Origin of the sequence: Streptomyces sp. WAC05374 (genome assembly GCF_004353505.1) — a bacterium.
Taxonomy (GTDB): domain Bacteria; phylum Actinomycetota; class Actinomycetes; order Streptomycetales; family Streptomycetaceae; genus Streptomyces.
In genome coordinates this window covers 28,391-48,559 of record NZ_SMNQ01000017.1, presented here as the reverse complement: position 1 = coordinate 48,559, position 20,169 = coordinate 28,391, and the positions used below count along the sequence as shown (strand labels likewise).

Sequence of the window (20,169 nt, the reverse complement as noted above, 5' to 3'; positions counted from 1 at the left end):
CAGTCTCCACCTTGTGGAGTAGGCCCCGGTCACACGGATGGGACCTCCGGTTGACCCCCGCACCTTTCCCCCTTCCCTACGCTGGGTTACGTGCAGCGTCTCTATGACTTCATCCGCAGGCACCCCACGGGCGTCGACAGTTTCTGGGCCGTGATGCTCCTGGGGTTCTCCTCCCTGTGGGTGGCGCAGGCCCCGGACGGTGCCGACCCCCGCTTCCTGGCCGCCGGGATCGTCGCCGCGCTCTGCCTCGCGCTCGCGCTGCGCCGCCGGGCGCCCGAGAAGATGCTGCTGCTCGTCGCGGCCCTCGGCGTCGCCCAGCTCGTCCTGGACATCGGGGTCAACCCGGCCGACTTCGCGATGCTCGTCGTCATCTACACCGTGGCCGCCCAGAGCGACGGCCCCCGGTGGGCGTCCCGCCTCGCGCTGATCGGCGGGGTGTGCGCGGCGCCGCTCGCGCAGGTGCGCTGGCCGGAGGCGAACGTCTCGACCGCCGGCAAGATCTTCTTCACCGTCGTGCTGACCGTGCCGTTCGTCCTGGCATGGGTGCTCGGCGACTCCATGCGCACCCGGCGCGCCTACTTCGCGCAGCTCGAGGAGCGCGCCACCCGCCTGGAGAAGGAGCGCGAGGCGCAGGCCAAGGTCGCCGTCGCCGCCGAACGCGCCCGTATCGCCCGCGAGCTGCACGACGTCGTCGCCCACAACGTCTCCGTCATGGTGGTCCAGGCCGACGGGGCGGCGTACGTCCTCGACGCCTCGCCCGACCAGGCCAAACAGGCCCTGGAGACCATCTCGACCACCGGCCGCCAGGCCCTCGCCGAGATGCGCCGGCTGCTGGGCATCCTCCGCACCGGCGAGCCGCAGGACTCCGAGGACTACGTGCCGCAGCCCGACGTCCAGCAGATCGAGGAGCTCGTCGAACAGGTCCGCAACGCCGGCCTGACCGTCGACTTCCGGGTCGAGGGCACCCCGCGCCCGCTGCCCAGCGGCGTCGAGCTGACCGCGTACCGCATCGTCCAGGAGGCGCTGACCAACACCCGCAAGCACGGCGGCCCGGACGCCGGGGCGAGCGTGCGGCTGGTGTACTTCGACGACGGACTGGGCCTGCTGGTGGAGGACGACGGCCGGGGCGCGGCCCACGAGCTGTACGAGGACGGGGGCGCCGACGGCCGGGGCCACGGCCTGATCGGCATGCGGGAGCGGGTCGGTATGGTCGGCGGCACCCTGGACGCCGGGCCGCGCCCGGGCGGCGGTTTCCGGATCAGTGCCCTGCTCCCCCTCAAGCCCGCCCACTGACGACCCTTAAGGACGCCGATTACATGTCCATCCGTGTGATGCTCGTCGACGACCAGGTGCTGCTGCGCACCGGCTTCCGCATGGTGCTCGCCGCCCAGCCGGACATGGAGGTCGTGGCGGAGGCGGGCGACGGGGCCGAGGCCATCGACATCCTGCGCGCCACCGCCGTGGACGTGGTCCTGATGGACGTGCGGATGCCGAGGCTGGACGGCGTCGAGGCGACCCGCCGCATCTGCGCGGGGCCGAACGCCCCCAAGGTCCTCATCCTCACCACCTTCGACCTGGACGAGTACGCCTTCTCGGGCCTCAAGGCGGGCGCCAGCGGCTTCATGCTCAAGGACGTGCCGCCGGGCGAGCTGCTCAGCGCGATCCGCTCGGTGCACAGCGGCGACGCGGTCGTCGCCCCCTCCACGACCCGGCGGCTCCTGGACCGCTTCTCCCCGATGCTCCCCGCCACCGGCAAGGAGCCGGGGGACAAGACCCTGGAGAAGCTGACCGAGCGGGAGCGCGAGGTCATGATGCTGGTCGCCCAGGGCCTGTCGAACGGCGAGATCGCGGGCCGGCTGGTGCTCTCCGAGGCCACGGTCAAGACCCACGTGGGCCGCATCCTCACCAAACTGGCGCTGCGGGACCGCGTCCAGGTCGTCGTCCTCGCCTACGAGACGGGCCTGGTGCGGGCGGGCGGCGGGGGGCTCGGCTAGCGCAGCACCGTCTCCAGGAAGTCGCTGCCGATGCGGGCCACGGCGGCCACGTCGAGCTGGTGCAGGACGTAACGGCCGCGGCGGCGGGTGGTGACCAGGGCCGCCCTCTTCAGCACGGCCAGGTGGCGGGAGACCTCCGGCGGGGTGATGCCGTGGGTGTCCGCCAGCTCGCCCGTCGTGTACGCGGCCCTCGCGAGCTGCCGGCACAGCCGCATCCGCAGGGGGTGGGCCAGGGCCTCCATCCGGAGCTGGAGCAGCTCCACCGAGGCGGGGCTCGGCAGCTCGGGGGCGCCGACGGGGTAGTGGACCACCGGGCGCCACCCCGGGGCGTGCAGCACCATCAGGTGCGGCCAGCCGAAGCTGGACGGCAGGAACGACACGCCCGCGCCGACGTCCGGGTCGACGGCCGTGGTCCGGCCGTCGGCCAGCTTGTCCACCTCGACGCACTGGCGGGCGCCGTCCTCGGAGAAGCCCAGCGTCACGGCGGGCGACACCGCGCGCAGCGTCTCGGGCAGGCCCTTGCGGCGCAGCAGCTCCGTCTTGTGGCGGGCGTCGGCGGCGAGCCCGGGCGCGACCCGGCGCCAGGTGTCCGCGAAGAACGCCTGGTCGCAGTCCTCGAAGAGCCTGCGCAGCCAGGCGCGTACGCCGGCCGGGTCGGCGAGCAGGCGGCGCGTGAAGTCCAGCGGCTTGGGCCCCCGGTTGGCGGCCAGCTCCAGGGCCCGCTCGGGGCGCGCCGGGCCGCCGGTGGCGTACTGCGCGGAGCAGGTGAACTCCAGCGCGGCGGCGACGAACCGGTCGTCGTCCAGTCGGTCCAGCATGTCCAGCTCCTCGCCGAGCGTGGCGCCGGTGCGGCCGTCGCCGCCGCGGATGCCCGCGTACGGCAGGAAGATGTCCGAGAAGGTGGTCGTCCAGAGGAAGTTCGCCTCGTGCAGCCGGTCGGCCAGGTCCGGCTTGAGCGCGGCGGCCGTGGCGGTCGCCCAGCCGTGCAGCCCCGGGTGGTGGCCCGGTTCGGACAGGGCGTGCAGCGCCACGCCCAGCTCGGCGAGGGGCGACGGCTCGAAGACGATGCGCTCGGGCGGCAGGCCCGTGATGTCGATGGTCACGCTCACGCCCCCATGGTGCGGGGTACGGTGCCGGGCCACGCGCCATTTGACGGGGCTCGTCAATCCACGGGCCGCCCCGGCGCGAACGGGCGGAGGGTGGCGTACATGGACGCCATCCAGCAGCACATGATCGACGCCTACCGCGCCCTCCGGCACGGCGAGGCGCCCCCGCCGCCCCCGGGCCGGGGCGACCTGGCCGCCCTGCGCGCCGCCCGGGACCACCACCTCCGCCGCTCCGGTGACGGTGAGGAGTCCACAGGCTGTGGACAGTGACGTAGCCCCGCGTAACGCTGGCGTAGCATGACGAGAAATCGTCCGGTACCCCTGGCGGACTGGAACGGAAGGCCGTCGACGCGTGAACGCACCCTCACAACCCCGCCCCGCCCGGCTCACCGTCGGCGTCGTCGGCGCCGGCCGGGTCGGACCCGCCCTCGCCGCCTCGCTGCGGCTCGCCGGGCACCGCCCCGTCGCCGTCTCGGGCGTGTCGGACGCGTCCCGGCGCCGCGCCGCCGAGCTGCTGCCGGGCGTGCCGCTCGTGCCGCCCGCCCAGGTCCTGGAGCGCGCCGACCTCGTCCTGCTCACCGTCCCCGACGACGCCCTGCCCGGCCTGGTGCAGGGCCTCGCCGACACCGGTGCCGTACGGCCCGGGCAGCTCCTGGTGCACACCTCCGGGCGGTACGGCACGGCCGTGCTGGACCCCGCCCGCCGCGCCGGCGCCCTCCCGCTCGCCCTGCACCCCGCCATGACGTTCACCGGCACGAGCGTGGACGTCCAGCGGCTGGCCGGGTGCTCGTTCGGCGTCACCGCCCCCGACGAGCTGCGCCTGGCCGCCGAGGCCCTGGTCATCGAGATGGGCGGCGAACCGGAGTGGATCGAGGAGGCGGCCCGCCCGCTCTACCACGCGGCCCTCGCCCTGGGCGCCAACCACCTGGTCACCCTGGTCGCCCAGTCCATGGAGCTGCTGCGCCAGGCCGGCGTCGCCGCCCCCGACCGGATGCTCGGCCCCCTGCTGGGCGCCGCCCTCGACAACGCCCTGCGCTCCGGCGACGCCGCCCTCACCGGCCCCGTCGCACGCGGTGACGCCGGCACGGTCGCCGCGCACGTGGCCGAGCTGCGCAAGCACGCGCCCGCCACCGTCGCCGGATACCTCGCCATGGCCCGTACGACCGCCGACCGCGCCCTCGCCCACGGCGTCCTCAAGCCCGAGCTCGCCGAGGACCTGCTCGGCGTCCTCGCGGACGGCTCGGCGGGAGCCGAGGGCGGACCCGCCGGAGCAGAAGGAGACAGCGGCCGATGACCCCGGACTTCGAACTGATCCCGACGCGCGACGACCTCGGGTACGTCCTGGAGCACTTCGCGCCCCGGGGCCGTACCGCCGTCGTCATGACCATGGGAGCCCTCCACGAGGGACACGCCACCCTGGTGCGGGCCGCGCGCGAGCACGTCGGCCCCAAGGGGTACGTCCTGGTCACCGTCTTCGTGAACCCGCTCCAGTTCGGCGCGGGCGAGGACCTCGACCGCTACCCCCGCACCCTGGAGGCCGACCTCAAGACCGCCGAGCAGGCCGGCGCCAACGCCGTGTTCGCGCCGCCGGCCGACGAGGTCTACCCGGGCGGCGAGCCCCAGGTCCGGATCACGGCGGGCCCCATGGGCGAGCGGCTGGAGGGCGCCTCCCGCCCCGGCCACTTCGACGGCATGCTCACCGTCGTCGCCAAGCTGCTCCACCTCACCCGCCCCGACGTGGCGTTCTTCGGCCAGAAGGACGCCCAGCAGCTCGCCCTGATCCGCCGCATGGCGCGCGACCTGAACTTCCCCGTGGAGATCGTCGGCGTACCGACCGTCCGCGAGCCCGACGGCCTGGCCCTGTCCAGCCGCAACCGCTACCTGTCGCCCCGCGAGCGCCGTACCGCCCTCGCCCTGTCCGCCGCGCTGTTCGCCGCCCGCGACCGGCTGGCCGCGCAGACCGCGCTGCTGGCCCGCGCCGAGACGCTGCCCGCCTCCGAGAGCCGCGCCGAGGCCCTGTCCCGGCTCGGCGAGTCCCGCGCGGCGGCCGACGCCCACGCGGTGGCCGCGGCCGTCCCGGGCGGCGGCGCCCACGCGGTGCTGGCGGCCGCCCGCGCGGTCCTCGACGACGCGGCCAAGGCCGACCCCCCGCTGCGCCTGGACTACCTGGCGCTGGTCGACCCCGCCGACTTCACCGACGTCCCCGACGACCACACCGGCGAGGCGATCCTCGCCGTCGCCGCGCGCGTCGGCACCACGCGGCTGATCGACAACCTCCCCCTCACCTTCGGAGCCCCCGCATGACCGGCATACGCCTCCAGGCCCCCGCCCCCGGCTGGGCGATCGACGCCGACGTCGTCGTGGTCGGCTCCGGCGTCGCGGGTCTGACCGCCGCACTGCGCTGCACGGCCGCCGGACTGCGTACCGTCGTCGTCACCAAGGCCCGCCTGGACGACGGCTCCACACGCTGGGCGCAGGGCGGCATCGCGGCGGCCCTCGGCGAGGGCGACACGCCCGAGCAGCACCTGGACGACACGCTCGTCGCGGGCGCGGGCCTGTGCGACGAGGAGGCCGTCCGCACCCTGGTCACCGAGGGCCCCGACGCCGTACGCCGCCTGATCGCCACCGGCGCCCGCTTCGACACCGACGAGGCCGGCACCATCGAGCTCACCCGCGAGGGCGGCCACCACCGCCGCCGCATCGCGCACGCGGGCGGCGACGCCACCGGCGCCGAGATCTCCCGCGCCCTCGTCGACGCCGTCTGCGAGCGGGCCGTGCGCTTCATCGAGAACGCGCTCGTACTGGACCTCCTCACCGACGCCGGTGGCCGTGCGGCGGGCGTCACCCTGCACGTCATGGGCGAGGGCCAGCACGACGGCGTCGGCGCCGTCCACGCCCCCGCCGTGGTCCTCGCCACGGGCGGCATGGGCCAGGTCTTCTCCGCCACCACCAACCCGGCCGTCTCCACCGGCGACGGCGTCGCGCTCGCACTGCGGGCGGGCGCCGAGGTGAGCGACCTGGAGTTCGTCCAGTTCCACCCCACCGTGCTCTTCCTCGGCCCGGACGCCGAGGGCCAGCAGCCGCTGGTGTCGGAGGCGGTACGGGGCGAGGGCGCCCACCTCGTCGACGCCGACGGCGTCCGCTTCATGGTCGGGCAGCACGAACTGGCCGAGCTCGCACCCCGCGACATCGTCGCCAAGGGCATCATGCGCCGCATGCGCGAGCAGGGCGCCCGCCACATGTACCTGGACGCCCGGCACTTCGGCGCCGCCATGTGGGAGTCCCGCTTCCCCACCATCCTCGCCGCCTGCCGCGCCCACGGCATCGACCCGGTCACCGACCCGATCCCCGTAGCCCCGGCGGCCCACTACGCCTCCGGCGGCGTCCGCACCGACCTCCACGGCCGGACGACGGTGCCCGGCCTGTACGCGTGCGGAGAGGTCGCCTGCACCGGGGTCCACGGCGCCAACCGGCTCGCGTCGAACTCCCTCCTGGAAGGCCTGGTCTTCGCCGAGCGCATCGCCGACGACATCGCCGCCTCCCCGGCCCGCTCCGGCGACCCCGTACCGCACCCCGCGCCCCGCGTCCTGCCGCTGCTGGACCCCGGGGCCCGCTCCCGCATCCAGCACGTGATGACCCACGGCGCCGGAGTGCTGCGCTCCGCCACCAGCCTCGCGGAGGCGGCCGAGGCGCTGGACGCCGTGCACGCCGAGGCGCTCCACGACGGGCCGGACGGGCACAAGGCCGCCGAACCGGGCGTGGAGTCCTGGGAGACCACGAACCTGCTGTGCGTGGCCCGCGTCCTGGTCGCCGCCGCCCGCCGCCGCGAGGAGACCCGGGGCTGCCACTGGCGCGAGGACCGCCCCGACCGCGACGACAACGCCTGGCGCCGCCACCTGGTGGTCCGCCTGGCGCCGGACCGGACCCTGGACGTCCGCGCCACCGACACCCAAGACTTCCCCCCGACCGACGCCGACGCCCCCAGGGAGCCGTAACCGTGAGCACGCCCGAAGAACGTCCGCAGCCCGTGGACGTACCCCTGATCAACATCAGCGCCCCGGCCGAGCAGGCCGGGGGCGGCTGCGGTGACGGCTGCGGCTGCGGTGGCGACGACGAGGTGTACGAGTGCGGCCTCGACCCGGCGCTCGCCGCGCTGCTGGTCAACGCCGGCCTCGACCCCGTACTCGTCGAGGACGTGGCGTACCGCGCGATCGAGGAGGACCTGGACGGCGGCGAGGACGTGACGAGCGTCGCCACCATCCCCGACGACGCGGTCGCGACCGGCGACTTCACCGCCAGGGAGGCGGGGGTCGTCGCCGGCATCCACGTCGCCGAGGCGATCCTGTCGGTCGTCTGCACCGAGGAGTTCGCCGTCGAGCGGCACGTGGCGGACGGCGACCGCGTCGAGGCGGGCCAGAAGCTGCTGTCGGTCACCACCCGCACCCGCGACCTGCTCACCGGTGAGCGCAGCGCGCTGAACGTCATGTGCCGCCTGTCGGGGATCGCCACCGCCACGCGCGCGTGGGCGGACGCCCTGGAGGGCTACAAGGCCCAGGTCCGCGACACCCGCAAGACCACGCCCGGACTGCGCGCCCTGGAGAAGTACGCGGTGCGCTGCGGCGGCGGCGTCAACCACCGCATGTCGCTCTCCGACGCGGCCCTCGTCAAGGACAACCACGTGGTGGCGGCCGGCGGGGTCGCCGCGGCCTTCAAGGCCGTACGGGAGCGGTTCCCCGACCTGCCGATCGAGGTCGAGGTCGACACCCTCCACCAGGTCCGCGAGGTCATCGAGGCGGGCGCCGACCTGATCCTGCTGGACAACTTCACCCCGGCGGAGACCGAGGAGGCCGTCACCCTCGTCGCGGGCCGCGCGATGCTGGAGTCCTCCGGCCGGCTGACCCTGGACAACGCCGCCGCGTACGCCGCGACCGGCGTCGACTACCTCGCGGTGGGCGCGCTCACCCACTCCTCCCCGATCCTCGACATCGGCCTCGACCTGCGAGAGGCGGACCAGGGCTGATGCTGCTCACGATCGACGCGGGCAACACCCACACCGTCCTGGGCCTGTTCGACGGCGCGGAGATCGTCGAGCACTGGCGCATCTCCACCGACGCCCGCCGCACCGCGGACGAGCTCGCGGTGCTCCTCCAGGGCCTGATGGGCATGCACCCGCTGCTCGGCGACGAACTGGGCGACGGCATCGAGGGCATCGCGATCTGCTCGACGGTCCCGTCCGTGCTGCACGAGCTGCGGGAGGTCACGCGGCGGTACTACGGCGACGTCCCGGCCGTCCTCGTCGAGCCCGGCATCAAGACCGGCGTGCCGATCCTGACCGACAACCCCAAGGAGGTCGGCGCGGACCGGATCGTCAACGCGGTCGCGGCGAACGAGCTGTACGGCGGCCCGGCGATCGTCGTCGACTTCGGTACGGCGACGACGTTCGACCCGATCAGCGTGCGCGGCGAGTACATCGGCGGGGTGATCGCCCCGGGCATCGAGATCTCGGTCGAGGCGCTCGGCGTCAAGGGCGCCCAGCTCCGCAAGATCGAACTGGCCCGCCCGCGCAGCGTGATCGGCAAGAACACCGTCGAGGCCATGCAGGCGGGCATCGTCTACGGCTTCGCCGGCCAGGTGGACGGCATCGTCAGCCGCATGAAGCGCGAGCTGGTCGGCCGCGACGGCGACCCGTCGGACGTCACGGTCATCGCCACGGGGGGTCTGGCGCCGATGGTCCTGGGCGAGGCCACCCAGATCGACGAACACGAGCCCTGGCTGACCCTGATCGGCCTCCGCCTGGTCTACGAACGCAACGTCTCCCGCATGTAGCCCCGGGCGGGTCCGGCAGGGGTGGCCCGGCTGGTCGGCCGGCTGCCCTTCTCCGTTGCCGCCCCGCACCCCGGCCCCGCAGTCGGCATCCGGCCGGGGCGGGGCCGTGCAGGGTCGCCCCCGCAGCGGATCGGCGGCGACGCACGGGCACCGAGCCGGTGGGGCACCCCGCCGACCGCGAGGAGGCGAGCCCGGAGGGGCCACGCCCCCACCCACCGGCGTTGCCCGCCGGAACGGCACCACCCGCGAGGGCACCGAGCCCAGGAGCCCGTCCACGGAAGCTCGGAATCCGCCCACAACCCGTGAGGCAACGCGCCAGGAATGCGTGGTAAACGAAGTTTGTCCGATTAGCACGTATCGTCGGGCCATGCCCACGCCATACGGATCCCGCGGCGGCCTGGCGTTCGGCGCAGACGAGCTGCGTGTGCTCCGACGCGCCCTCGCCCATGCCCTCCACCCGACGCCGCTCGACGACGAAGACGTGCAGGACTGCCTGCGACTCGCCGGCTCCGTGGACGAGGCGGTCCGCGAGGCCGGCCGGATGCGGGCCTTCCTCCTCGCCGACCTCGCCCGCTACCGCGACGCGCTGCCCGGCTCGGCGGCCGGGTACCTGGAGCTGCTCCAGGACGCCCTGGCCGCCGGTTACGACCCCCGCCCCGAGGACCTCGCCGCGCTGCGGACGCTGCGCGGGACGCCCGTCGGCGCCGCCCTGCTGGCGCGCTGCCAGACGCTGGCCGAGCACTCCGTGCGGGTCCGCCTGGCCGGGCGGCACGTCACTCCCGCCCCCCGCACGCGCCTGCTCGCCCTGCCCGGCGGCCGTGGCGGGCAGGAGGAGCCCAAGCCCCGCCCGTCGCCCCCGCCCCCGCCCGGCCGGCCGGTGCCCAAGCCGTCCGAGGTGTTCCCGCCCCGCCGGCGCCCCGCCGCGCCCCCGCCCGAGGAGCGGGCCGTCGGCTAGCTACCCTGGAGCCATGGACTACGTATCCGCGCTCCTGCCCCCCGTGGTGATGGCCGCCTTCTTCATCGGCCTCGTCGTGACCATCGTCAAGAGCCAGGGCGGCCCCAACAAGGCCAAGGAGGACGCGGCCGTGGACGCGGCGCTCGCCCGCGCCGAGGCCGCCCGCCAGGCGGACGGGACCGCGGAGCCCGGCCGGGCCTGAGCGCCGCCACCCACACCGAGGGCGTACGACCGATCCGTCGTACGCCCTTTTTGTTCCGTCAATAGCCAGTTATTCTGACATCTCCCACTATGGTGGCAGTGTGCCCCGTCAATTGGGAGAGCTCGAAGACGCCGTCATGACTCGCGTCTGGCAATGGAACCGGCCCGTCACCGTCCGGGAAGTCCTGGAGGATCTCCAGCAGGAACGGTCCATCGCCTACACGACCGTGATGACCGTAATGGACAATCTCCACCAGAAGGGCTGGGTGCGCAGGGAAGTCTCGGGCCGCGCCTATCGATATACGGCGGTCTCGACCCGTGCCGCCTACTCGGCCGCACTGATGAACGAGGCGTGGTCCAAGAGCGACAACCCCGCCGCCGCGCTCGTCGCCTTCTTCGGCATGATGTCGCCGGAGCAGCGCGAGGCACTGAACGACGCCGTCCGCGTCGTGCAGCGGGACATCCCCGAGGATCCGGAGGACCCGGAGGAGCGCGGGCCCGCGGAACCGGACCGGGGCGCCGAGGGGGAGACGGGTGCGGAGCGATAGCGTCCAGCCATGTCGTCCTCCTCTCCCGCGCCGAAAGCGGTGACCGTACGCCGGGCCCGGACCGGTGATGTGCAGGCGGTCCGCCGGCTCGTCGATCCGTACGTCACCGAAGGCATCCTGCTCGACAAAGCGACCGTGACGCTTTACGAGGACATCCAGGAGTTCTGGGTCGCGGAACGCGACGAGGACGGCACCGTCGTCGGCTGCGGCGCGCTCCACGTGATGTGGGAAGACCTCGCCGAAGTGCGCACTCTCGCCGTCGATCCCGACTTCAAGGGAGCCGGGATCGGTCATCAAGTGCTCGACAAGTTGCTGCACACCGCCCGCTGGCTCGGGGTGCGCCGGGTTTTCTGCCTGACCTTCGAAGTCGACTTCTTCGCGAAGCACGGCTTCGTCGAGATCGGTGAGACCCCCATCGAGGGAGATGTCTACACCGAGCTCCTCCGTTCCTATGACGAGGGCGTCGCCGAGTTCCTCGGTCTCGAACGAGTGAAGCCGAACACCTTGGGCAACAGCCGGATGCTTCTGCACCTGTGATCTGCCGATCGGGGCGACCGAACGGCATCCCGGGCGATCCCTATGTCCGAATCGCGCACGTTTCCCGCGTTCTCGAGGATCTGAACCTCTCCCAGGGGTTTGTGTTTTCCAGGCAAAAGCGGTTTCCTTTCCGCGTACTGCATTTTCGATGAAAGGAAATCCGGTGGCACAGAAGGTTCAGGTCCTTCTTGTCGACGACCTCGACGGTGGCGAGGCGGACGAGACGGTGACGTTCGCTCTGGACGGCAAGACCTACGAGATCGACCTCACCACCGCCAATGCGGACAAGCTCCGTGGCCTGCTCGAGCCGTACACGAAGAGCGGCCGTCGTACCGGTGGCCGTGCTTCCGCGGGCCGCGGCAAGGGCCGCGCCGCCACGGGGGGCAGCCCGGACACCGCGAAGATTCGCGCGTGGGCCAAGGAGAATGGCTACAACGTGAACGACCGCGGCCGTGTGCCCGCCGATATCAAGCAGGCTTACGAGGACGCCAACCGCTGAGTGCGGCCCGCACCCAGCAATCGGACCCGGTGGCATTCCGATGCCGCCGCGTCCACGAGTCGCACGAGGCAGGGGGCGCCGACACCGCCCCCTACGGCCGGCATGGCCGGCAGCGTCGGCTCCACCTCGCGCCCGGGTTCGGGGGGGCGCAGCCACGAGGCGGCGCCGGGCGAGCCGGAACCGCTCCATCCTGGGGGAATCGGAGCGGGCATCCGGTCACCGGCGCCCAGGGCCACGAGGTCCAGGGCGATCCCGCCCCACTCCAGCCAGTCGAGGAGCCCCGGCAGCTCCTCCGCCGCCCCGGCGGCCACCAGCAGCCGCATCCGCCGCCCCGCGAGGGCGGCCGGCCACCGGCCGCCCAGCCGCCGCAGCACGGGGTACCCCGCGGCGGCCGGCAGCTCCAGGACGTCGAAGCGCAGTCCGGTGAGCAGCTCCACGCCGTTCCCCCGGGCCGTCGCCCAGCCGAGCTCGTGCTCGTACCACTCCGCGACGCCCTCGCGGTTGAACGGTGAACGAGGCAGCGGGAGGGGAACGGTGAAGGCCATGTCCGGGGAACTCGCTCCGACTCCGCGAGGTTACGCATCGTCGCCGTGTGGATACTGTGCGTGTCGGAAATGGGGGCGCGCGAAGGTAGGGGGGAACGCAAGGGTGTTCGCCCGTAGCTGAGGGAACCGGGGTGCGCCGCATGGAGTGTCCGTGCTTACGGGTAAGACATTCCTAGTGGGGAGGGGCGACACGCAGGATCTGGCGTCTCACGTTCGCCATCGGCGTACTGCCGGTGAGGGTAAGTGCCTGGCCTGCGGGAACATCGTCTCGGACCATTGGGTTGGAGCATTTGTCGGCGTTCGGGTCAGGAGGCCAGAGACGGGTGTCGGCAGTTGGAATGAGCGGTCCCCGCTTGCGGGACTAAGCTGCGGAAGGACAGGGAGGGGACCGACCCCTTACTGCCTGACCGCTCTGAGGAGCGATTAACGATGTTCGAGAGGTTCACCGACCGCGCGCGGCGGGTTGTCGTCCTGGCTCAGGAAGAAGCCCGGATGCTCAACCACAACTACATCGGCACCGAGCACATCCTCCTGGGCCTTATCCACGAGGGTGAGGGTGTCGCCGCTAAGGCCCTGGAGAGCCTCGGGATTTCGCTCGAGGCGGTCCGCCAGCAGGTGGAGGAGATCATCGGCCAGGGCCAGCAGGCCCCGTCCGGGCACATCCCCTTCACGCCCCGTGCCAAGAAGGTCCTGGAGCTGTCGCTCCGCGAGGCCCTTCAGCTCGGCCACAACTACATCGGCACCGAGCACATCCTGCTCGGCCTGATCCGCGAGGGCGAGGGCGTCGCCGCCCAGGTCCTCGTGAAGCTGGGCGCCGATCTCAACCGGGTGCGGCAGCAGGTCATCCAGCTGCTCTCCGGCTACCAGGGCAAGGAAGCCGCCACCGCCGGTGGCCCTGCCGAGGGCACCCCCTCGACGTCCCTGGTCCTCGACCAGTTCGGCCGGAACCTCACCCAGGCCGCTCGTGAGTCCAAGCTCGACCCGGTCATCGGGCGCGAGAAGGAGATCGAGCGGGTCATGCAGGTGCTGTCCCGCCGGACCAAGAACAACCCGGTCCTCATCGGCGAGCCCGGCGTCGGCAAGACCGCCGTCGTCGAGGGCCTGGCGCAGGCCATCGTCAAGGGCGAGGTGCCCGAGACCCTCAAGGACAAGCACCTCTACACCCTCGACCTGGGCGCGCTGGTCGCCGGCTCCCGGTACCGCGGTGACTTCGAGGAGCGCCTGAAGAAGGTCCTCAAGGAGATCCGCACCCGCGGCGACATCATCCTGTTCATCGACGAGCTCCACACCCTGGTGGGTGCGGGTGCCGCCGAGGGCGCGATCGACGCCGCCAGCATCCTCAAGCCGATGCTGGCCCGCGGTGAGCTCCAGACCATCGGTGCCACCACGCTGGACGAGTACCGCAAGTACCTGGAGAAGGACGCGGCCCTCGAGCGCCGCTTCCAGCCCATCCAGGTCGCGGAGCCGTCGCTGCCGCACACCATCGAGATCCTCAAGGGCCTGCGCGACCGCTACGAGGCCCACCACCGGGTCTCCATCACGGACGAGGCGCTGGTCCAGGCCGCCACCCTGGCCGACCGGTACATCTCGGACCGCTTCCTGCCGGACAAGGCGATCGACCTGATCGACGAGGCCGGCTCCCGGATGCGCATCCGCCGGATGACCGCGCCGCCGGACCTCCGCGAGTTCGACGAGAAGATCGCGGCCGTCCGCCGGGACAAGGAGTCCGCGATCGACTCCCAGGACTTCGAGAAGGCCGCCTCTCTCCGCGACAAGGAGAAGCAGCTCCTGGCGGCGAAGGCCAAGCGGGAGAAGGAGTGGAAGGCCGGCGACATGGACGTCGTCGCCGAGGTCGACGGCGAGCTGATCGCCGAGGTCCTCGCGACCGCCACCGGCATCCCGGTCTTCAAGCTGACCGAGGAGGAGTCCTCGCGTCTGCTCCGCATGGAGGACGAGCTCCACAAGCGCGTCATCGGTCAGAAGGACGCCATCAAGGCCCTGTCGCAGGCGATCCGCCGTACGCGCGCCGGCCTGAAGGACCCGAAGCGCCCGGGTGGCTCGTTCATCTTCGCCGGCCCGTCCGGTGTCGGTAAGACTGAGCTGTCCAAGACGCTCGCCGAATTCCTCTTCGGCGACGAGGACGCGATGATCTCGCTCGACATGTCGGAGTTCAGCGAGAAGCACACGGTTTCGCGCCTCTTCGGTTCCCCGCCCGGATACGTGGGTTACGAAGAGGGCGGCCAGCTCACCGAGAAGGTGCGCCGCAAGCCGTTCTCCGTCGTCCTCTTCGACGAGGTCGAGAAGGCCCACCCCGATATCTTCAATTCCCTTCTCCAGATCCTGGAGGACGGTCGCCTGACCGACTCCCAGGGCCGGGTCGTGGACTTCAAGAACACGGTCATCATCATGACGACCAACCTCGGGACCCGGGACATCTCGAAGGGCTTCAACCTCGGCTTCGCGGCCCAGGGCGACGTCAAGACCGGTTACGACCGGATGAAGGCGAAGGTCAACGAAGAGCTGAAGCAGCACTTCCGGCCCGAGTTCCTCAACCGCGTCGACGACACGGTCGTCTTCCACCAGCTCAGCCAGGAAGACATCATCCAGATCGTCGACCTGATGATCGCCAAGGTGGACGAGCGCCTGAAGGACCGCGACATGGGCATCGAGCTCAGCGGTACCGCCAAGGAGCTCCTGGCCAAGCACGGCTACGACCCCGTGATGGGCGCCCGGCCGCTGCGCCGGACGATCCAGCGCGAGATCGAGGACGTGCTGTCGGAGAAGATCCTCTTCGGCGAGCTGCGCCCCGGTCACATCGTGGTCGTGGACACCGAGGGCGAGGGTGAGGAGAAGAAGTTCACCTTCCGCGGCGAGGAGAAGTCCGCCCTGCCGGACGTCCCCCCGATCGAGCAGGCCGCCGGCGGCGCCGGTCCGAACCTCTCGAAGGACGCGTGAGCGGCAACCGCCGCTGACTGAAGGGTCTGCCCCGGGCGAGAACGCCCGGGGCAGACCCTTTTTCCGCTCCCTAGCAGCGCACCGGCTTCGCCCAGGAGCACTCCAGCCCGCCGGGGGCCCCGGCGGACCGCGCGCGGTCCGGGCGGACGGGGGCGATCGTGCCCTGGGCGGTGTCGGACGCCGCCAGGGTCACCACGATGGCGTCCTCGACGCTCTTCACGGACGGGGCCAGGTGGTTGTTGAGCACGACGCTGTAGACCAGCAGGCGGCCACCGGCGTCCGTGACGTACCCGGAGAGGGCGGAGGCGCCGGTCAGCGTCCCCGTTTTGGCCCGGGTGTTGAGGGCGGCGGCCGTGCCGCACATCCGGGTGCGGAGCGTGCCGCCCGTGGCCCGGTCGGGGGCGCAGGCGACGGGCAGGGACGCGTACCAGTCGGCGAACCAGGGGGCGTCCTGGACGGCGAGGAGCAGGCGCGTGAGCTCGGTGGCCGGGAACAGGTTCATCCGGGAGAGGCCCGAGCCGTCGACCTGCCGGACGGTGGACGTCCGGACGCCCTCCTTCCGCAGGTACGCGTCGACGGCGGCGAGCCCCGCGCCCCAGGTGCCGCGGCCGGCCGTCTCGTACCCGATCGTCTTGGTGAGGGCCTCGGCGTGCATGTTGTTCGACAGCTTCATGAACGGGCGCACGAGGTCCTTGAGCGGCATGGAGCTGTGCGTGGCGAGGATCCTCGCGGCCGGGGGAGTGGCCACCCCGAGCCGGGGCGGCCCGCCCACCCGTACGCCCCGGGCGGCGAGGGCGTCGGCGAAGACGGCCGCCGCGTACCCGGTCGGCTCCCAGACGGTGATCCACTCCTTGGCCGGGGCGCCCTGGAGGGGGATCTCGCCGGTCACGGTGAGGGTGTTCGTGCCGTGCTCGCGCGCGATCGTGAGCGTGTCCGGGCGGCCGGCGGGGACGGTGACGGCGCGGTTGTCGACGCGTACGTAGTCGGTCGCCGGCGTCACGGTCACCCGCGGCCGCGCGCCCGCCCCGGCCGCCGGGGCCGCCTCGACGACGACCGTGCCGGAGTCGTAGTCGGTGTCGGGGGCGACCGTGAGCGGGGAGGTCTGCGCCGAGTAGTACGACGACTCGTCGTCGGCGGCCCAGGAGCGTCCCAGCCGGTTCGCGTCGAAGCGGGTGTCGTCGGCGACCAGCCGGCCGGTCACCCGCCGGACGCCGGCGGCGGCGACCTGGGCGGCCAGCGCCTCGTAGTCCCTGGCGAGAGTGGTCGGGTCGCCCGTGCCGCGCAGGTACAGGTCGCCGAGGAGGACGCCGCCCCTGGGGCGGGCGGTCGCAAGGACCTCCGTACGGAACCGGTACTCCGGGCCGAGCAGCGCCATGGCGGCGACCGAGGTGGCGATCTTCGTGTTGGAGGCGGGCATGAGCCGGTCGCCCCCGTCGCGCTGGTACAGGGTGTCGCCGGTCCGGGCGTCCGCGACGACGACCCCCGCCGCGCCGCCGTCCAGCCGTGGGTCGGTGAGGATCGTGTCGATGGCCCCCTTGAGCCCGGTGTCGGAAGGTCCCGCCCCGGCGGTGAGGGTGCTCGCCGTGAGGAGTCCGGCGAGCACTAAGACGAGGGTGGTGACGCGCGTCACATGTCTGCTCATGAGGAGGAGGATGGCGGAGCGTGCCCGGGCTGGGAAGGAGGCGTGTCAGGCGGGCGGGTGCACCTCGACGTACACCTCGGCGGGGAGGCGGTCGGCGCCGGTGACCTGAAGCCGTCGCGTCTCGATCCGCCGCAGCGAGCGCGCGCCGGCGAGGGGGGAGAGGTCGACCGAGCCCGCCGGGCCCGGTCCGGGGCTGATCAGGCTGAGGTTGCGCAGGTGGGGGAACACGCCGGCCAGTCGGTGGAGCGCCCGGTCGCCGTCGGCGATCACGAGGCCGATCCCCGTGACGCCCGGAAGCGCGAGGGACGCGGGGCAGGACGCCAGGGAGGCGGACGCGCAGGCCAGGTACGCCAGGCTCGGCAGCTCGGCCACGTCCTGCCAGTCGTCCGCGGACAGCCGGCCCAGATAGGCGGCGAACCGGAGCCCGGGGTAGCGGCGCAGCCCGCCCAGCCCCTCCCGGGGCGGCGCCGGCATCTCCAGGTGCTCGAGCGGGGCCTTCGGCGGCAGGCAGGCGAGGCTCCACGCGGTGTCCTCGGAGACGTACACGCGCAGCGTCCGCAGCCGGTCGAGTGAGGCCAGGCAGTCCAGGTCCGGGTGCGCCCTGGGCCTGGCCACCCGGAGCCCCTCGGGGGAGACGTGCCGCAGCACGGCGGCCAGTCGGGTGGCGGAGACGCCCTCCCGTACGTCGAGCCGGGGCATCCGCAGGCCGAGGCGCAGCAGGGCGTCGGCCTGGTCGTCGGAGGCGATCGTGAAGTCGAGCCCGTCCGGGTCGACCCGGGAGACGATCTCCTCGGCGTAGGCGGCGGTGTCGAACCGGGACCACGCCCAGATGAGCTGCGACCGCACCGGCAGGTACGGGTGGCCGGCGAACCGGGCCAGGTAGGGCAGGGCGGCGTCCGACGCGATGTGGGTGGCGGTGATGACCACCATCCGGGCCTGTTCGTCGTCGAGGTCCTCCGGGCCCGGGAGCAGGTCCAGGACGAGGGGGCCGACCGAGGCCAGTTCGCGGGCCTCCTCCGGGCTGCGGGGCGGGACGACCTCCGCCGTGCGGTCCAGCAGGGTGCGCTGGAGGCCGGGGGCCAGTTCCGTGGCGTGTTCGAGGGCGGCCGCCGCGACGAAGAGGATCCGGAGCCGGGTGCGGCGGTCGGTGGCGCGGTCGGCGGCGGCCAGCAGCTCGGTGAGGATCTCGGCGCATTCGCGCGGGCGGGCGTGGGCGACCGCCATGCGGATGACGTCCTCCCACTGGTCGTCGCCCGCGTGGTCGGTCAGGACCCCGATGTGCCAGTCGTCGACGATGGCCTTGGCGGCGAGGTAGTCCTGGAAGGTCCGGTGGACGAAGTCCACGGCGTCGGGGCCGGGCTCCCGCAGCAGGCCGCTGCGCTGGAGCAGGTGCTGGAAGACGGCCTCCGGTTCGCCGGCGGCGGCCGCGTCCGGGATGGCCGGGATCGCGTCGAGCACGATCGTCCGGGCGCGGGACCGGTCCATCTCGGTGCGGCCGTTGATCGTGAGCCAGTAGGCGAGCCGCTGGATCAGCCGGATCTGCGGGGCCTCGCCGAGGTCGACGCCGGTCGGGTCGCCCATGTCGCGCTCGCGGTCGCGGCGGGCGAGCAGCATGTCGAGCGCGGCGTCGTACAGGCCCTTGCGGCCGCGCGGGAGGAAGCCGCGCCGGTCGCGGTGCAGGGCGCAGATCAGGCCGCACATCAGGGGGTTGGTGGCGAGGCGGGCGAGGTCCTGCTTGGTGCGCAGGGCGTCGAGCAGGGGCTGCTCGTACGACGTGGCGTCCGGGCCGGCGGCCGCGTGCCAGCGGCGGACGAACGCGGTCGCTTCCGTGCGGCTCATCGGGGTCAGCGCCAGCTCGGTGAAGCCGTCCGGGGCCAGCCAGTCGTCGCGTACGGCGGACGGGCGGGAGGTGACGAGCCACCGGTTGCCGGTGCCGTACGCGGCGAGCAGGTCGCGCAGCCAGCGGCGGGTGCGGTCGCGCTCCGGTTCGGGCACCTCGTCGATGCCGTCGACGAGGATCAGCCCGCGCCCGGCCGACAGCACGCGGTCGGCCCAGCCGTCGGGCGGGGCGAGGGGGCAGCCGACGGCCGGCAGGAAGCGGTCGGGGGCGGGCAGCCGCTCGCCGTGCCGGGTGAGGGTGCGCAGGGGCAGGACGAAGGGCACGCGGTCCCGCAGGTAGGCCATGCGCGCGTCCGGGTCGCCCTTCGAGGCCGAGACCGCCAGCCACTGGACCAGGGTGGTCTTGCCGGAACCGGCGACCCCGCGCAGCAGGACCCGGTCGTGCTGGGCCAGCGCCTGGTCGGCGGGGCGGCGCGGGGCGGGTGCGGCCTCCTCGTCGCACACCGTCACCGTGCAGGAGAAGCCCGGCCGGGGCGCCGGCCGCGTGTCCGGGGTGCTCGCCTCCAGGGAGAGGTACGCCGCGTCCAGTGGCCAGGCGTCCGGGGTGGTGTGCAGGTCGATGCCGTAGATGGTCAGGCTGCCGTGCTTCTTCGCGACGTACGCGCGGTAGCGGAGCTCGAACGCCGCGTCCCGGGCGAAGGGCCGGGGCGTACGGGCGATGAGGGCGTCGACCTTGGCGATCAGCTCCGCCTGGGTGTGGGCCTGCTCCACGAGGGTGCGGGCGACGAAGGTGGAGCGCTGGGTGAAGAAGTGCAGGACGTGCAGGCAGGCCCACTCGGTGATCGAGTCCAGGAAGAGCGACGCGTCGGTCGAGAGCCCCGCGGGGGCGGGGGCGGCGCCGCGCAGCCTGCCCGCGAGCTCGCGGTGGCCGAGGCGGACCGCCTGGACGTCGTCCATGTCCAGGTCGCCGAGCGCGAGCAGGGTGCGGGCGAGGGCGTCGGTGACGGCTTCGGCCTCGTCGTGCGGGAAGGGCGGCTCGCCGGGGGTGGCGAGCGCATCGGCGACGAGCCGTGCGGCCAGCCTGCGGACGTCCCGTTCGGTGAGCGTCCGCTTCTCGCCCCGGAAGGAGACGAGCCGGGTCAGGCGGACGCGCTGCTCGGCCAGCCCGGCGCCGGGGCCGTCCTGGACCAGGAGCTTCCTGATCAGGGGCGCGATCGCGCTCGACGCGAGGCGGGTGCCGATGAGTGCTGGATCCACGTGCGTCCCCCCGGAGCCACGGCGTGATCGTCGACGCGTCGAGACTAGCCCGGGTCGCGTGGCCCCCGTCACGATTCCGGTGGACTTCCGGGCCGGTGGCCGTGACAAGGCGCACAGGCGTTTTGGGCGGTACTACGTGGAATAGTGCGTTCGGCCGGGTAGGAGGGGTGGCCCGGCGGGCGCGGGCGGGGGGCCGGAGCGGGCGCGGTGGCCGAGGGGGCGGTGACCGAGGCGGAAAGGGCCAGGCAGTCGGGGCCCCAAGAGG

General features: G+C 73.1%; 18 protein-coding genes. 14 read left to right on the top strand and 4 right to left on the bottom strand.

Translation table 11 applies throughout. From position 1 onward, the window contains the following. The first annotated feature begins 90 nt into the window (after positions 1-90). Both E2B92_RS26000 and E2B92_RS25995 read left to right on the top strand, forming a co-directional pair. Positions 91-1,293, top strand: coding sequence for a sensor histidine kinase (locus tag E2B92_RS26000; protein WP_126888626.1), 1,203 nt, complete (start codon positions 91-93; stop codon positions 1,291-1,293). Positions 1,294-1,316: 23 nt separating this feature from the next. Beyond that, on the top strand, positions 1,317-1,994 hold the full coding sequence (locus tag E2B92_RS25995) for a response regulator transcription factor (RefSeq protein WP_126888625.1): 678 nt from the start codon (positions 1,317-1,319) through the stop codon (positions 1,992-1,994). On the opposite strand, the gene E2B92_RS25990 is transcribed toward E2B92_RS25995, so the two are convergent. Further along, a complete protein-coding gene (locus E2B92_RS25990; protein ID WP_126888628.1) occupies positions 1,991-3,097 on the bottom strand; it encodes a DUF5937 family protein in 1,107 nt (368 codons plus the stop codon). The genes E2B92_RS25995 and E2B92_RS25990 overlap by 4 nt on opposite strands. A gap of 105 nt (positions 3,098-3,202) precedes the next feature. On the opposite strand from E2B92_RS25990, the gene E2B92_RS32750 reads away from it, so the two are divergent. The 11 genes from E2B92_RS32750 to E2B92_RS25940 all read left to right on the top strand — a co-directional run bounded on the left by E2B92_RS32750 (position 3,203) and on the right by E2B92_RS25940 (position 11,666). Continuing rightward, complete coding sequence (locus E2B92_RS32750; protein WP_160159786.1) at positions 3,203-3,370, top strand: hypothetical protein; 168 nt, start codon at positions 3,203-3,205, stop codon at positions 3,368-3,370. 82 nt (positions 3,371-3,452) lie between these two features. Beyond that, a complete protein-coding gene (locus E2B92_RS25985; protein ID WP_126888624.1) occupies positions 3,453-4,394 on the top strand; it encodes a Rossmann-like and DUF2520 domain-containing protein in 942 nt (313 codons plus the stop codon). Further along, the gene (panC, locus tag E2B92_RS25980) at positions 4,391-5,404 is read left to right on the top strand and encodes a pantoate--beta-alanine ligase (RefSeq protein WP_126888623.1); all 1,014 of its coding nucleotides are present in this window, start codon (positions 4,391-4,393) and stop codon (positions 5,402-5,404) included. The genes E2B92_RS25985 and panC overlap by 4 nt, the downstream gene beginning before the upstream one ends. Next, complete coding sequence (locus E2B92_RS25975; RefSeq protein ID WP_126888622.1) at positions 5,401-7,095, top strand: L-aspartate oxidase; 1,695 nt, start codon at positions 5,401-5,403, stop codon at positions 7,093-7,095. Before panC ends, E2B92_RS25975 begins: the two co-directional genes overlap by 4 nt. Positions 7,096-7,097: 2 nt before the next feature. Next, on the top strand, positions 7,098-8,120 hold the full coding sequence (nadC, locus tag E2B92_RS25970; RefSeq protein WP_126888621.1) for a carboxylating nicotinate-nucleotide diphosphorylase: 1,023 nt from the start codon (positions 7,098-7,100) through the stop codon (positions 8,118-8,120). Further along, the gene (locus E2B92_RS25965; RefSeq protein ID WP_126888620.1) at positions 8,120-8,926 is read left to right on the top strand and encodes a type III pantothenate kinase; all 807 of its coding nucleotides are present in this window, start codon (positions 8,120-8,122) and stop codon (positions 8,924-8,926) included. The genes nadC and E2B92_RS25965 overlap by 1 nt, the downstream gene beginning before the upstream one ends. Positions 8,927-9,323: 397 nt before the next feature. Then, entirely contained in the window at positions 9,324-9,881 is a 558-nt protein-coding gene (locus tag E2B92_RS25960) for a hypothetical protein (protein WP_133087712.1), read from the top strand. Positions 9,882-9,894: 13 nt separating this feature from the next. Further along, a complete protein-coding gene (locus tag E2B92_RS25955) occupies positions 9,895-10,083 on the top strand; it encodes a hypothetical protein (protein WP_126888658.1) in 189 nt (62 codons plus the stop codon). 100 nt (positions 10,084-10,183) lie between these two features. Further along, positions 10,184-10,630, top strand: coding sequence for a BlaI/MecI/CopY family transcriptional regulator (locus E2B92_RS25950; protein ID WP_126888659.1), 447 nt, complete (start codon positions 10,184-10,186; stop codon positions 10,628-10,630). 9 nt (positions 10,631-10,639) lie between these two features. Then, entirely contained in the window at positions 10,640-11,167 is a 528-nt protein-coding gene (locus tag E2B92_RS25945) for an amino-acid N-acetyltransferase (RefSeq protein WP_126888660.1), read from the top strand. Positions 11,168-11,330: 163 nt separating this feature from the next. Next, the gene (locus E2B92_RS25940) at positions 11,331-11,666 is read left to right on the top strand and encodes a histone-like nucleoid-structuring protein Lsr2 (protein ID WP_126888661.1); all 336 of its coding nucleotides are present in this window, start codon (positions 11,331-11,333) and stop codon (positions 11,664-11,666) included. Here E2B92_RS25940 and E2B92_RS25935 read toward each other — a convergent pair. Further along, positions 11,645-12,211, bottom strand: a complete 567-nt coding sequence (locus E2B92_RS25935; protein ID WP_126888662.1) for an SCO3374 family protein — start codon at positions 12,209-12,211, stop codon at positions 11,645-11,647. The two genes, E2B92_RS25940 and E2B92_RS25935, sit on opposite strands and share 22 nt — an antisense overlap. Before the next feature lie 429 nt (positions 12,212-12,640). On the opposite strand from E2B92_RS25935, the gene E2B92_RS33855 reads away from it, so the two are divergent. After that, positions 12,641-15,166 carry an ATP-dependent Clp protease ATP-binding subunit gene (locus E2B92_RS33855; protein WP_126888663.1) on the top strand — a complete coding sequence of 842 codons (2,526 nt, stop codon included), beginning with the start codon at positions 12,641-12,643 and terminating at the stop codon, positions 15,164-15,166. A 70-nt stretch (positions 15,167-15,236) separates the two neighbouring features. On the opposite strand, the gene dacB is transcribed toward E2B92_RS33855, so the two are convergent. Both dacB and E2B92_RS25915 read right to left on the bottom strand, forming a co-directional pair. Continuing rightward, the gene (gene dacB / locus E2B92_RS25920) at positions 15,237-16,808 is read right to left on the bottom strand and encodes a D-alanyl-D-alanine carboxypeptidase/D-alanyl-D-alanine endopeptidase (RefSeq protein WP_126888664.1); all 1,572 of its coding nucleotides are present in this window, start codon (positions 16,806-16,808) and stop codon (positions 15,237-15,239) included. Positions 16,809-16,853: 45 nt separating this feature from the next. After that, complete coding sequence (locus E2B92_RS25915; protein ID WP_126888665.1) at positions 16,854-19,904, bottom strand: NACHT domain-containing protein; 3,051 nt, start codon at positions 19,902-19,904, stop codon at positions 16,854-16,856. Positions 19,905-20,169: the final 265 nt, after the last annotated feature.